Raw genomic sequence first — 12,180 nt, 5'->3', positions numbered from 1 at the left:
CCACTGGTGCTCGCTCCGGCGGGCGAACGGCTCAGCCGTCGCGCAGGCGCCCCAGATGACCGCTGAGCATGGCGGCGACGGTGCGACAGGTGCTTTCCGCCGGCAGCTCCTCATCGAACAGCAGCTCCACGGTGGAGTGGATCAGCTCGACCACGATCCGCGCGACCTGGGCCACGGCGGCCGGTGGCACGCTGGGCAGCAGCAGCACCAGCAACTCCGTCTGCTGCGCCGCTACCCGGCGGTGCGAATCCAGGCGCACGTGCTCCAGCGAGGGCACCGCGCGCAGCGCCTTGAGGATCCACATGCCACCGGCGGTCTCGGCGGTGACCCGGTAGGTATCCAGCAAAAGCCCGGTCAAGACGTCTTCCACCCGCTCCAAAGGACCGGCCAGCAGCTCGGCATTGATCCGCCCGTCTATCTGCGCATTCTGCTTTTCCAGCAGGCGCCGGCCCAGCTCCTCCAGCAGGGCGTACTTGTTGGGGAAGTAGCGATAGAGCGCCGGCGGGGTCAGCCCGGCGCAGTCGCAGACCAGATTGGTCGACAGCCGCTCGATGCCGACCTGACAGAGCACCTCCGCCGCCGCGGCCAGGATGCGTTCGTAGGTTTCCGCTGCCCGCTGCTGGCTGGGGCGGGCCTTGGGCGTGGCGCGGGAGGATGGAGCGGACTCTTTGGCGACCATGAAAAAGCTCTCGTCTAGACGAAAAAACACCTTGATGGGCAGTAAAATGATAGTTATAACTATCGTGTAGCGATAACTATCATATCAGCAACCGCGTTGCCCTTACTGCCTCCAGCCACAACCACAACAAACAGCAGGAGCCACCTCCATGAAAACACCCCTCGCGCTCGCCGTCGCCCTCTGGGTGCTACCCCTGGCGCCCGCTCTGGCGGCTGACGCCGCACCGGTCCAGGGTCTCTGGCTGACCGCCGACCAGGGCGCCGCCGTCAAGGTCACGCCCTGCGCAGACAACGCGAGTGCCCTGTGCGGCACCATCGTCTGGGACAAGGACGCCGGCAATGCCCATGACACCTGCGGCACGCGCATCTTCCAGATGAGTCGCGACGACGGCGGCACCTGGCGCGACGGCTGGGTGTTCGATCCGCGCGATGGCAAGAAGTACAAGGGCTACGTCCGCCGCAAGGGCGACGACCTCAACATCCGCGCCTATGTCGGCACCGAGGTGCTCGGCAAGACCGAACAGCTCACCCCGCTGAGCACCCTCCCCGCCACCCCGCACTGCAGCTAAGCCACCGCAAGGAGCGACCCCATGAACCGGATTCTTCACCGCACCCAGGCGGCGACCCTGCTGTGCCTGAGCGTTCTCGGCAGCGTGGTCCAGGCCGATGACGACCTGGCCAGCTATGCGCTGACCATAACCCCGCGCCTGCTCTCGGACGTGCGCAACCGCAGCATCTCGGACTCGCTCAATCGGCCGGGGGCCAAGGTCACCGTGGAATTCGCCCATGAAAGCGGCCTGATCGGCCTGGCGGAAATCGGCAGCGTGAGCAAGAAGCAGTTCCTCGACGGCGATGGCGCCAACGTGCTGCTGGCTGGCGGCTACCGCTTCGGCGATCCGGAGGCCTGGCACTTTGGCATGGGGCTGGCAGGGGAATTCTTTCCCGGCGCCCACTTCAAGGCGCCCAGCCGCATCGATCCGGAGACCGGCGCCCCCGATGGCTTTCGCAGCACCAACTACAACAGCCAGTTCGCCGTGCTGGAGATCGGCTACGGGGCCCTGCAGGGGCGCATCCTCAACGTGCTCTCGGAAAACTACCGCGGCGCCAACACCGCCGGCGTCTGCGGCGCCCAGCTGCAATTCAACCCCGATCCCACCAAGGGCCTGGAGTGCTATGCCAAGGGCGAGCACAACTCCCGCGGCAGCCTGCTCTACGATCTGGACTATCGCTACGAGCTGACCCCGCGCACCAGCCTCAAGCTGCACGCCGGCTACCAGCAGATCCGCAATTTCTCCGAGGCCAACTTCAGCGACTACGGCGTCGGCCTGGTGCATCGCCACTGGGGCTTCGACTTCGGCCTGGACTACCTGAGTCCCCATACCCGGGCGCGCGAACTCTACATCGCCGAAGACGGCGACCATCAGCGCGCGACGGACGAGGCCCGCTGGGTGCTGTCCGTGGCCCGCCCCTTCTGAGCTGGCGCCCATGAAACCTCACGTCTTCGCCACGCCGCCCGCGCCGGTCCAGGCCACCGCCCTCGATGGCCTGGTGCTGGTGGTGGACCTCGGCACCTCCGGCTGCAAGAGCGCCCTGGTCACCCTTGGCGGCGAGGTGGTCGCCTGGACCTTCCACGGCGTCACCCTGCACGTCGAAGGGCACAGCGCCGAGCAGGAGCCGGAAGACTGGTGGCAGGCCTTCCTGCGCGGCGCCGGCGAATTGCTGGCGGCGGATCCGGCGCGGCGGCGGCGCGTGGTGGCGGTGTGCTGCTCGACCCAGACCGAGGGCACGGTGTGCGTGGACGCCAACGGCCAAGCCCTGGGCCGGGCGCTGCTCTGGCTGGACATGCGCGGGGCCGAGTCGGTGGCGCGGCGGGTCGGCGGCGGCCGGCTGAAGGTCGCCGGGTATTCGCCCTTCAAGCTGTGGCGCTGGATCCGCCTCACCGGCGGCGCGCCCTCGCTGTCGGGCAAGGATTCCGCCGGGCACATCGCCTACCTGCAGGACCACCAGCCGGAGCGCTATGCGCGCACGGTGAAGTTTCTCAATGTCCTCGACTTCATGAATCTGCGCCTTACCGGTCGCTGCTGCGCCACCGCCGATTCCATCTGCACCGCCTGGATCACCGACAACCGCGATTCGCGCCAGGTGAAGTACGACGCCGGGCTGATCCGCACCCTGGGCTTCGACCGCGACAAGCTGCCCGACCTGGTGGATTCGGCGGAGGTGATCGGCACCCTGACCGGCGCGGTGGCCGACCAGCTCGGCCTGCCGCGCAGCACCCCGGTGGTGGCCGGCTCGGTGGACACCTCGGCGGTGGCGGTGGGTTCGGCGGTAGAAGACTTCGCGCCGCACCTCTATCTCGGCACCTCCTCCTGGCTGGGCGCCCATGTGCCCTTCAAGAAGTCCGATGTCTTGCGCCACATGGCCGCCGTGCCCAGCGCGGTCAAGGGCCGCTACCTGGCCATGGCGCTGCAGACCGCGGCGGGCGCCAACCTGTCGTTCCTGCGCGACAAGGTGCTCTACCACCCGGACGAACTCCTCAGCGACGAACAGCACCCGGATCTCTATGCCCTGCTCGACCGCATCGCCGCCCGGGTGCCGGCGGGCGCCCGCGGGCTGCTCTACACCCCCTGGCTGTATGGCGAGCGCAGCCCGGTGGACGATCCCAGCCTGCGCGCGGCGCTGATCAACCTGTCGCTGGAGCACACGCGGGAAGACATCATCCGCGCCTTTCTCGAAGGGGTGGCGCTCAACACCCGCTGGATGCTGGAACCCTTCGGCCGCTTCCTCGGCCGCCGGCCGGAGCGGATCACCGCGGTGGGCGGCGGCGCCCAGTCCAATCTCTGGTGCCAGATCATGGCTGACGTCACCGGCCAGGTGATCGCCCAGCCCGATGCGCCGATCCAGGCCAATGCCCGGGGCTCGGCCTATATCGCCGCCGCCGGCATCGGCGCCCTGGCCTTCAGCGACGTGCCGGCGCTGCAGCGACCGCCGCGGCTCTACCAGCCCTGCCCCCAGGCGCGGGCGCGCTACGACGACAGCTACGCCACCTTTCTCGAAGTCCGCCGGCGCCTGGCGCCGCTCTATCGCCGCCTCAACCCCAACCAGGGAGCCCGACCATGAGCGATACCCTCGAAGCGCGCGAACAGGTGGTCGATCTCTGCCTGCACCTGGTGCGCCGCGGCTTCTTCGCCGCCACCGGCGGCAACCTGGCCCTGCGCCTGGACGCCGAGCGCATCGCGGTGACCCCCTCCGCCCTCGACTACTACCAGATGGGCGCGGAAGACGTCTGCATCCTGCGCCTGGCCGATCTGCACCAGCTCGAAGGCGATCGCGCGCCCTCGGTGGAAACCGGGTTGCACGCCCGGGTGCTGCGGCGCTTTCCGGCGGCGGGCTGCAGCCTGCACACCCACCAGCCGCTGGCCAGCGCCTGCACCCTGCTGGGCGAGGCCCTGAGCGTCGACGATCCCGAGCGCTGGCCCGAACTGGGCCGCCGCCTGCCGCTGGTGGGCTATGCCCCCTCCGGTACCGGCTGGCTGGCCAAGCGCCTGGATCGCGCCCTGAGCGCCGAGAGCCCGGCCTATCTGCTGCGCAACCATGGAGTGCTCTGCTACGGCGCCAGCGCGCGCCAGACCCTGGCGGTGCTGGAGCAGCTGGAAGCCTTCTGCGAGCACTACCTGGTCGGTCGTATCGCCAGCCGCCCAGGTGTCTCCGCAGCCGACAGCCTGGCGCGCCAGCGCCTGCTGACCACCCTCACCGCCTCCCTCCCGTCCTGAGGTCCGCCATGAATCAGCCCCTGACCACCCCGCCGCCCCTGGTACCCACGCTTCCGGCGATTTCCGCCTGGCCGGATACCGAGACGCTCTATCGCCGTTTCGACGCCCTGGTCAAACAGCCCATGCGCCCGCTGCGCCGCGAGGCGCTGGCCAAGGTCATGGGCTATTTCGACGAGCGCTGCCAGGGCTCGCGGCGGCTCGCCGAAGAAGCCAAGCGCTTCATTCCCGGGGGCATCCAGCACAACCTGGCGTTCAACCATCCCTTCCCCCTGGCCATCGCCCGGGCGGAGGGCGCGCACCTCACCGACGTCGACGGCAACCAGTACATCGACTTCCTCCAGGCCGGCGGCCCCACCCTGCTCGGCTCCAATCATCCCGGCGTGCGCGACCAGGTGCAGCGCATCCTCGCCGAGTGCGGCCCGGTCACCGGCCTGCTGCACGAATACGAGGTCAAGCTGGCCGAACTGGTTTGCCAGAGCGTGCCCGGCATCGACCAGGTGCGGTTGCTGGGCTCGGGCACCGAGGCGGCCATGGCCGCGGTACGCCTGGCGCGGGCCTATACCGGGCGCCGCTGGATCATCAAGATCGGCGGCGCCTACCACGGCTGGAGCGATCAGCTGGTGTACGGCATGCGCCTGCCCGGTACCGGGCGCATGGAGGCCCTCGGCATTCCCCGCGGCGCCACCGCCCACACCCAGGAAAGCCCGCCCAACGACCTCGAGGCCCTGCGCCGGCGCCTGCAATTCAATCGCCTGCGCGGCGGCACCGCGGCGGTGCTGGTGGAACCCTTCGGCCCGGAGAGCGGTACTCGCCCGGTGCATCCGCACTTCAACCGCGAGGTGCGCAAGCTCTGCGACGAATTCGGCGCCCTGCTGATCTTCGACGAGGTGGTGACCGGTTTCCGCGCCGGCATGGGTGGGGCCCAGGGCTACTTCAAGGTGCTGCCGGACCTCACCGTGCTCGGCAAATGCCTGACCGGCGGCTACCCCATGGCCGGGGCCCTGGGCGGCAAGGCCGAGGTCATGCAGCTGCTGGTGGGCGGCATCGGCACCTCGTCGAAGCGCGCCTTCGTCGGCGGCACCCTGTCGGCCAATCCGCTGTGCTGCGTGGCCGGCTACTACGCCCTCAAGGAGATCCAGCGCCTCGACGCCGCCGGCCAGGCCGGCCGCGCCGGCGATCGACTGCGCCAGGGCCTGGAGGAGATCATCCAGCGCCGCAACCTGCCCTATGTCGCCTACAACCTGGGCTCCATCGTCCACCTGCAGACCTCCGGGGTGCTGCTGCTCGACACCGGCAATCCGCTCAAGCTGCTGCGGGCGCGCAACGAGGCCAAGGCGCGCAAGCACATGATGGAAGAGATGGGCGCGGCCTATACCGCCCATGGCCTCATCACCCTGGCCGGCAGCCGCATCTACACCAGCCTGGCCGACACCGACGCCGTGATCGACGACGCCCTGGAGCGTTTCGACCGGGTCTTCCAACTGGTATGAGGCCGCCCATGAAAGCCGAATCGCGCCAGCAATGGCTGGATCTGCAGCAGCGTCTGGCCCGACAGGGCGAGCGCTCGGCCCTGGCCCTGTCGGTGCGCATACCGGGGGCGGCGAGTCTCTGGTACGGCACCCTGGGCGATGCCGCGCCCTGCGAGATCGAGCTGGCCCGCCGCAGCGGCGCCGCCCTGGATCATGCACTCGTCTACCGGTCGCGACCGGATGTCGGCGCCATCATCCAGGGCGCGGGGCGCTACGGGCAGCATGTGGCGGACTTCGGCGGCCAGTTGCCGGAGCTGTTCGACGAGCAGGCCCGGCACCTGGGGCGGATGGCGCCCGCGGTGGCCCGGGGCGATGCCCTGGCGGAAGCCCTGGCCGCGCGCGGCAACGTCCAGCTGCTCGGCGGCCAGCCACTGTGCCTGGGGACCACCGCCAGTCGCGCCGCCCTCAATGCCGAGCTGTTCGAGAAATGCGCCAAGGCCTACACCCTGGCCCAGGCCACCGGCGCGGTGCTCACCCGCCTGCCCTGGTGGGTGGTGCTGATCGCCACCCGCCGACTCCAGCGCGACCAGCGCGCCGCCGCCGAGGCCTTTCGTCAGGGCCGGCTGCCGGCGGAAAGCCGTGGTTACTAGCCACTCTTCGAAGGTAGACCCCATGACCGTCACCGCGCCCGCTCCGCCTCGCCAGGTCCAAGCCGCGCTGCTGCTGGGCTCCCTGGCGCTGCTCATCCTCGGCCTGCAGCCGCTGCTGCTCGGCGAGCTGTTCACCAGTGGCCGGGCCAGCCTCGACGGCCTCGGCCTGGTGGCCATGGGCGAGATCGTCGCCCTGGGCCTGGGCGTGATCGCCGGTGAGGCCCTGGGCCCGCGCCTGGGGCTGCCAGCCGTACTGTGGCCGGCGACGCTGCTGGCGGTCGCCGCCGACCTGGCCAGCGCCCAGGCCAGCGGTGATCTGCCGTTGCTCGGCCTGCGCGCCCTGGCCGGTCTCGGCGAAGGCCTGCTGCTCTGGGCGGCGGTGGCGCTGATCGTCCGTCAACCCACCGCCGAGCGGCTGTCCGGCCTGTTCATGGCTCTGCAGACCTTTTGCCAGGGCCTGCTGGCCGCCCTGCTGGCGCTGTGGATCCTGCCCCGGCTGGGCAGCGCCGGCGGCTTCCGGCTGCTGGCCGGTGTCACCGCCCTGGCCCTGCCGCTGACCGTCGCCCTGCCACGCCGGCTGGCGGCAGTGGACGTCCCTGGCAGCGCGCCGGTCCGCCATAGATGGCGACTGCCCCAGGCACTGCTGCTGGCCTTCGTCGGTTGCCAGCTGGCGGCCATCGGCGCGCTCTGGGCCTACCTGGAACCCTATGGCGAAGCCCTCGGACTGGACGCCAGCCAAGCCCAGACCCTGATCGCCGCCAGCTTCGCCGCCCAGTTGCTCGGCGGCCTGGCCGGCGCGGTCCTGGTGGCCTGGCTGCCGGCCGCCACCACCCTGACCCTGGCGACCCTGACGCTGGGCAGCCTGGCCGCGCTGATCTATGGCCTGGCGCCGGGGGCGCACCTGAGCTTCGTGCTGCTGTGCCTGACCTTCACCTTTCTCTGGCAGACCCTCACCCCCTTCCAGATCAGCCTGGCCCTGCGGCTGGACGCCAGTGGCCGCGTCGCCACCCTGGTGCCCTCGCTGCAACTGCTCGGCTGCGCCGCCGGCCCGGCGCTGGCCTCGCTCTGGTTGCAGGGCGCCGCGGTCCGACCCGCCGCGCTCACCAGCGCCCTGCTCGCCCTGCTGGCCCTGGGGCTGGCGGCCGTGCTCGCCCTCAGTGCCCGCCGCCCCCGGCTGGTGCCGCGCTGGCGCTGGCAGCGCCCAGGCTGAATACTGCCGCCGTCGCCGTATCGTCCCCTTCCTGCCCCCTTGCGGACTGCTGCCATGAATGCACCCCTCCCCGATCCCGCTCCCGCCCTGGGCGACCCCGAGATGCTGCAGCGGCTGTTCGCCGCCCAGGGACCGCGTGCCCTGGCCCTGCGCGGCTCCAGCGCCGCCGAGCGCCTGAGCCTGCTGCAGCGCCTGCATGGCGCCCTGGTGGCGCGGCGGGGGGCGCTCTATGCCGCCTTTCGCCAGGACTTCGGCAAGCCCGAGGTGGAGGTGGAACTGTCGGAGATCATGCCGGTGCTGGAAGAGATCCAGCACGCGCGCCGCCACCTGCGCCGCTGGATGAAGCCACGGCGGGTGCGCCCGACCCTGACGTCCCTCGGCTGCCCGGCGCACATCCACAGCCAGCCGCGCGGGCGCTGCCTGATCATCGGCCCCTGGAACTACCCGGTCTCCACCCTGCTCGGCCCCCTGGTGTCGGCCTTGGCGGCTGGCAACAGCGTGATGCTCAAGCCCTCGGAATTCACCCCGGCGGTCAACGCGGTGCTGCGCGAACTGCTGGCCGAGGCCTTCACCCCGGACACCGTGGCCTTTTGCGAAGGCGACGTCTCCACCGCCCAGGCACTGCTGGCGCTGCCCTTCGACCACTTCTTCTTTACCGGCTCCACCGCCGTGGGCCGCCTGGTGATGCAGGCCGCCGCCCGGCACCTGGCCTCGGTGACCCTGGAGCTGGGCGGCAAGTCGCCGGCGATCATCGACGCCAGCGCCGACCTGGATGCCGCCGCCGAGCTGCTGCTCTGGGGCAAGTTCCTCAATGCCGGCCAGTCCTGCGTGGCGCCCGATCATGTCTTCGTCGCCCGCCGCCTGCTGCCAGCCTTCAAGGAGCGCTGTCGCGCCCTGCTGGTGCAGCGCTACGGCAGCGATGCCGCGGCCAGCCCGGACTACGCCCGGCTCATTCACCAACGCCACGCCAGCCAGCTGATCGGGCTGCTGGAACAGGCCCGGGCCGCCGGTGCGCAGCTGATCCATGGCGGCGCGCACGATGTGGCCGGGCGCTATCTCGCCCCGACCCTGCTGGATTGCTCGGCCATCGACAGCCCCCTGGACAGCCAGGAGCTGTTCGGTCCGCTCCTGCCGGTGATCGCCTACGACGACCTGGAAGAGGTGCTGCAGCGCATCGACGCCGGGCCCAAGCCCCTGGCGCTCTATCTCTGGAGTCGCGACCGCGACATCCAGCAGCGAGTCATCGCCCGCACCAGCTCCGGCAGCGTCGGCCTCAATCTGTGCATGCAGCAGTACACCCAGCTGCACCTGCCCTTTGGCGGCGTCAATCACTCCGGCAGCGGCAGCGCCCATGGCCAGGCCGGTTTTCGCACCTTTTCCCACGAGCGCAGCGTGCTCGCCGCCGGTCCGCTGCTGGCCGTTCGTCTGCTGCTGCCGCCCTATTCGCCGTTCAAGCTGCGGCTGGCGCAATGGGTGTCGCGCCTGACCGGAGGCGGCTAGGTCCAGTACGAGAACTGCCTGCGCATCGGCGATGCTTCGTTGAAAAACCCCTGGATCGCCAGCCCGGTCGGAATGCTCCTTTACCGCACGTACACTGCGCTCCCTCTGCTTTTTGGTTGGTGAGCGCTACCCCTTTGAGCAGCCTTGGGCGGTTACTCCCGTTGGTCGTTTCAATCCGCCTCACCTTCGCTCGGCGACTTTCGTACCGGACCTGGAAAACGCCCAGCAGGGCACACCATCCGCCGGGAATGACGCCGCCAAGGATGCACGAGCGGCAAACCAGCCTTTAGAATGACGGGCCGCCAGCCTTGGACGTGCCGATCTGCGATTGGCGCGGTCCAAGCCCGGCATGGGTTACCCTTGCACGTGAATTCTATTTGGAGCGGTGAGCTGAACGATGGGCTTTGAGCAACTAGCTGAACTACGCGACCGCCTGCGGGCCGAAAAAGCGCAGGTAAAGACCGAGAGCAACGAGCGGCCGGCGCGGAGACCTTCACCGAAAGCCAAGCCCCGCGAGCAGAAGCCCCGCGAGCAGGATCCGGTGGTCGAAGGCATCCGCCGTCTGCAAAAGCACTTCCCGCTGGCCTTCCCGGTCAATCCGGCACCCAAGGTGCCGCTCAAGGAAGGCATCCTGAAGGACGCCGAGCAGCACCTGGAGCGCCTGGGCATCACCGGTGATCAGCTCAAGCAGTCGATCGCCACCTGGTGTCGCGGCACCCGCTACTGGGCGGCCATGACCGAAAACGCCCCGCGCCTGGATCTGGATGGCCAGCCGGCTGGCACTGTGACCGCCTCCCAGGCGGTCTATGCCAAGCAGCAGGCACGCCGCCAGCGCGCCCAGGCCCGCCGTGAGCAGGCCAAGGCCAAGGCGGACACCGCCGCGCCTGCCGAAGCGCAAGTGCCTGCAGCGGCCGAGACCGTTGCCGCTCCCGCAGACGACGCCTCCGCCTGAGCCCCGCTGCCCCTGTCGCCCAGACAGGGGCAGTCGTTCCAGACGCCCGCCGCGTTAGGACAGCCGTCCCGGCAACTCGATGCGCATGACCGTCCCCCCACCCTCGCGCCCCAGGGCGACGATGCGGCCCTGATGCGCCGCGCAGATGGCGCGGGCGATGGACAGGCCCAGGCCACTGCCGCCAAGGTGCCGTGCCCGGGAGCTGTCGGCGCGCCAGAAGCGGTGAAAGACCCGCTCGCGATCGGCTTCGGCGATGCCCGGGCCGCGATCCCGGAATTCCAGCACCAGGCCCTCGGCCAGGGCCAGCTGGACGATCTCCAGTTCGCCGCCGCTGGCGCCATAGCGCAGGAAATTTTCCAGCAGGATGTTGAGCAACTGGCCGATGCGATGGCGGTCGGCGTACAGCCGTTGGCGGGGATCCAGTTCCAGGCGCAGCTGGATGGCCTCGGCCTGCAGCTGGGGCGCGAACCAGGCCAGCCGCTCTTCCACCAATGCCGCCAGGGCGAAGGGCCGCTGATCCAGCGCCAGTTGCCCGGCCTCGGCCAGCGACAGGGTGTGCAGATCGCCCACCAGGGTGTTGAGCAGGTCGAGCTGGCGCTTGACCATCTGCAACTGGCGGGCATCGGCGGGAAAGACCTCGTCGAGGATGCCCTGCACCCGCACCGAGGCGGCGTTGAGCGGGGTGCGCAGCTCATGGGCGAGGATGGCGCTGGAATCCCGCACGTCGCGCTCGTATTGCTGCAGCCGCGCGGTGAGGCTGTTGAAGTCCAGCGCCAGGCGGCGCAATTCCGCTGGCGCCGTCTCGGCCACCTCCAGGCGGGTGTCCAGATCGCCGGAGGCCACCCGCCGCGCCGCCGCGGCGATGGCGGAGAACTGGCTCGACAGCGGGCGTGACAGCCGAAAGCCGGCCAGCAGGATCAGCGGCACGGCCGCCAGCACCAGCCCCGCCAGCACCCACCAGTCGCGGCTGGCGATGCCGGGCAGGAAATAGCGCACCGGATAGTAGTGGCTGAACAGCGCCCAGAGTCGCGCCTCGTTTTCCTGCGGATCGGCGCGCAGCTGGAGGATTTCCGCCCGCGCCGCCTGGGGCACCTGGCGCAGCACCCACCAGTCGCCGAAGAGAAACCAGAGGTACATGCCGGCAGCGATCAGCAGCACCGCGCCCAGGGCCAGCAGGCTCATGCGCCAGCCGACCCAGCGCCCCAGCGGGGCCTGGCGCTTCATGAAAAGCGATAGCCAATGGCGCGCACCGTCACCGGCACGCCGGGAAGGCCCGCCGCTTCCAGCTTGCGCCTGAGGTTGTGCAGGTGGGTGTCCACCACCCGCGCCAGGGCCTCGCTTTCCGGCAGGCAGCGCTCCAGCAATTCCTCGCGGGTAAAGGCCTTGTGCGGAGTGCGCATCAGGGTGGCGAGCAGGCCGAATTCGGTGGGCGTCAGCTCCAGGGCGCGTGCCTCGACGGTGGCGCTGAAACGCTCCAGATCCACCGTCAGGGCGCCATGGCGCAGCCAGCGGTCATCGCGCGGCGCCTGGTGGCAGCGGCGCAGCACCGCGTGCACCCGCGCCACCACCTCCTTGGGGTTGTAGGGCTTGACCACGTAGTCGTCGGCGCCATAGCGCAGGGCGCCGAGCTTTTCCGGCTCGTCGCCGATGGCGGTCACCATGATCACCGGGGTATCCCCGGCGCGGCGGATCTGTGCCAGCACCTCGGTGCCACCGAGGCGCGGCAGCATCATGTCGAGCAGCACCAGATCGGGTCGCTCGCGCTGGAACAGCTCCAGCCCCTGGCGGCCGTCTTCGGCGAGGACGACCGCGAAGCCATCGCGCAGCAGATAGGCCTCCAGCACGCTGGCGCTGTCGGCGTCGTCTTCGACGATGAGTATGAGTTTGTCGCCCACGTCCGCTCTCTTGATCGAATCTCGACAATTCGCCGAAGGAATCTTGATTCGGC

At 69.9% G+C, this 12,180-nt stretch carries 12 protein-coding genes; 9 read left to right on the top strand and 3 right to left on the bottom strand.

Going from position 1 to position 12,180, the window contains the following annotated elements:
• Window positions 1-31: 31 nt before the first annotated feature.
• Complete coding sequence (locus tag PSEK12I1_RS0115165; RefSeq protein WP_007158625.1) at window positions 32-679, bottom strand: TetR/AcrR family transcriptional regulator; 648 nt, start codon at window positions 677-679, stop codon at window positions 32-34.
• A gap of 148 nt (window positions 680-827) precedes the next feature.
• Here PSEK12I1_RS0115165 and PSEK12I1_RS0115160 point away from each other — a divergent pair, with 148 nt between their 5' ends.
• The 9 genes from PSEK12I1_RS0115160 to PSEK12I1_RS0115120 all read left to right on the top strand — a co-directional run bounded on the left by PSEK12I1_RS0115160 (window position 828) and on the right by PSEK12I1_RS0115120 (window position 10,232).
• Complete coding sequence (locus PSEK12I1_RS0115160) at window positions 828-1,247, top strand: DUF2147 domain-containing protein (protein WP_027602078.1); 420 nt, start codon at window positions 828-830, stop codon at window positions 1,245-1,247.
• A gap of 21 nt (window positions 1,248-1,268) precedes the next feature.
• On the top strand, window positions 1,269-2,153 hold the full coding sequence (locus tag PSEK12I1_RS0115155; protein WP_037007005.1) for a TorF family putative porin: 885 nt from the start codon (window positions 1,269-1,271) through the stop codon (window positions 2,151-2,153).
• A 10-nt stretch (window positions 2,154-2,163) separates the two neighbouring features.
• Window positions 2,164-3,798 (top strand): FGGY-family carbohydrate kinase, encoded by a 1,635-nt coding sequence (locus tag PSEK12I1_RS0115150; protein ID WP_027599632.1) that lies wholly within the window; start codon window positions 2,164-2,166, stop codon window positions 3,796-3,798.
• On the top strand, window positions 3,795-4,451 hold the full coding sequence (locus PSEK12I1_RS0115145) for a class II aldolase/adducin family protein (protein WP_027599633.1): 657 nt from the start codon (window positions 3,795-3,797) through the stop codon (window positions 4,449-4,451). The genes PSEK12I1_RS0115150 and PSEK12I1_RS0115145 overlap by 4 nt, the downstream gene beginning before the upstream one ends.
• An 8-nt stretch (window positions 4,452-4,459) precedes the next feature.
• The gene (locus PSEK12I1_RS0115140) at window positions 4,460-5,941 is read left to right on the top strand and encodes an aspartate aminotransferase family protein (protein ID WP_051399124.1); all 1,482 of its coding nucleotides are present in this window, start codon (window positions 4,460-4,462) and stop codon (window positions 5,939-5,941) included.
• An 8-nt stretch (window positions 5,942-5,949) separates the two neighbouring features.
• Window positions 5,950-6,570 (top strand): hypothetical protein, encoded by a 621-nt coding sequence (locus PSEK12I1_RS0115135; protein ID WP_007158631.1) that lies wholly within the window; start codon window positions 5,950-5,952, stop codon window positions 6,568-6,570.
• Between the two features lie 22 nt (window positions 6,571-6,592).
• Window positions 6,593-7,780 carry a hypothetical protein gene (locus PSEK12I1_RS0115130; protein ID WP_027602075.1) on the top strand — a complete coding sequence of 396 codons (1,188 nt, stop codon included), beginning with the start codon at window positions 6,593-6,595 and terminating at the stop codon, window positions 7,778-7,780.
• Between the two features lie 54 nt (window positions 7,781-7,834).
• Window positions 7,835-9,280 carry an aldehyde dehydrogenase family protein gene (locus PSEK12I1_RS0115125; protein WP_027602074.1) on the top strand — a complete coding sequence of 482 codons (1,446 nt, stop codon included), beginning with the start codon at window positions 7,835-7,837 and terminating at the stop codon, window positions 9,278-9,280.
• Window positions 9,281-9,677: 397 nt separating this feature from the next.
• Window positions 9,678-10,232 carry a ProQ/FinO family protein gene (locus tag PSEK12I1_RS0115120; protein WP_027602073.1) on the top strand — a complete coding sequence of 185 codons (555 nt, stop codon included), beginning with the start codon at window positions 9,678-9,680 and terminating at the stop codon, window positions 10,230-10,232.
• Between the two features lie 54 nt (window positions 10,233-10,286).
• Here PSEK12I1_RS0115120 and PSEK12I1_RS0115115 read toward each other — a convergent pair whose 3' ends face one another.
• Complete coding sequence (locus PSEK12I1_RS0115115; RefSeq protein ID WP_027602072.1) at window positions 10,287-11,456, bottom strand: cell wall metabolism sensor histidine kinase WalK; 1,170 nt, start codon at window positions 11,454-11,456, stop codon at window positions 10,287-10,289.
• Window positions 11,453-12,127 carry a response regulator gene (locus PSEK12I1_RS0115110; RefSeq protein ID WP_027602071.1) on the bottom strand — a complete coding sequence of 225 codons (675 nt, stop codon included), beginning with the start codon at window positions 12,125-12,127 and terminating at the stop codon, window positions 11,453-11,455. The genes PSEK12I1_RS0115115 and PSEK12I1_RS0115110 overlap by 4 nt, the downstream gene beginning before the upstream one ends.
• Window positions 12,128-12,180: the final 53 nt, after the last annotated feature.

This window comes from Pseudomonas sp. MOIL14HWK12:I1 (assembly GCF_000510705.1).
GTDB lineage: Bacteria > Pseudomonadota > Gammaproteobacteria > Pseudomonadales > Pseudomonadaceae > Chryseomonas > Chryseomonas oryzihabitans.
Note: the sequence above shows the minus strand (reverse complement) of the source record. Positions and strands in the feature narration are given on the sequence as shown.

Bases quoted from the DNA above. Each gene is read 5' to 3' on its own strand.
- PSEK12I1_RS0115165 (WP_007158625.1), bottom strand. From the start codon at position 679: ATGGTCGCCAAAGAGTCCGCTCCATCCTCCCGCGCCACGCCCAAGGCC.
- PSEK12I1_RS0115160 (WP_027602078.1), top strand. From the start codon at position 828: ATGAAAACACCCCTCGCGCTCGCCGTCGCCCTCTGGGTGCTACCCCTG.
- PSEK12I1_RS0115155 (WP_037007005.1), top strand. From the start codon at position 1,269: ATGAACCGGATTCTTCACCGCACCCAGGCGGCGACCCTGCTGTGCCTG.
- PSEK12I1_RS0115150 (WP_027599632.1), top strand. From the start codon at position 2,164: ATGAAACCTCACGTCTTCGCCACGCCGCCCGCGCCGGTCCAGGCCACC.
- PSEK12I1_RS0115145 (WP_027599633.1), top strand. From the start codon at position 3,795: ATGAGCGATACCCTCGAAGCGCGCGAACAGGTGGTCGATCTCTGCCTG.
- PSEK12I1_RS0115140 (WP_051399124.1), top strand. From the start codon at position 4,460: ATGAATCAGCCCCTGACCACCCCGCCGCCCCTGGTACCCACGCTTCCG.
- PSEK12I1_RS0115135 (WP_007158631.1), top strand. From the start codon at position 5,950: ATGAAAGCCGAATCGCGCCAGCAATGGCTGGATCTGCAGCAGCGTCTG.
- PSEK12I1_RS0115130 (WP_027602075.1), top strand. From the start codon at position 6,593: ATGACCGTCACCGCGCCCGCTCCGCCTCGCCAGGTCCAAGCCGCGCTG.
- PSEK12I1_RS0115125 (WP_027602074.1), top strand. From the start codon at position 7,835: ATGAATGCACCCCTCCCCGATCCCGCTCCCGCCCTGGGCGACCCCGAG.
- PSEK12I1_RS0115120 (WP_027602073.1), top strand. From the start codon at position 9,678: ATGGGCTTTGAGCAACTAGCTGAACTACGCGACCGCCTGCGGGCCGAA.
- PSEK12I1_RS0115115 (WP_027602072.1), bottom strand. From the start codon at position 11,456: ATGAAGCGCCAGGCCCCGCTGGGGCGCTGGGTCGGCTGGCGCATGAGC.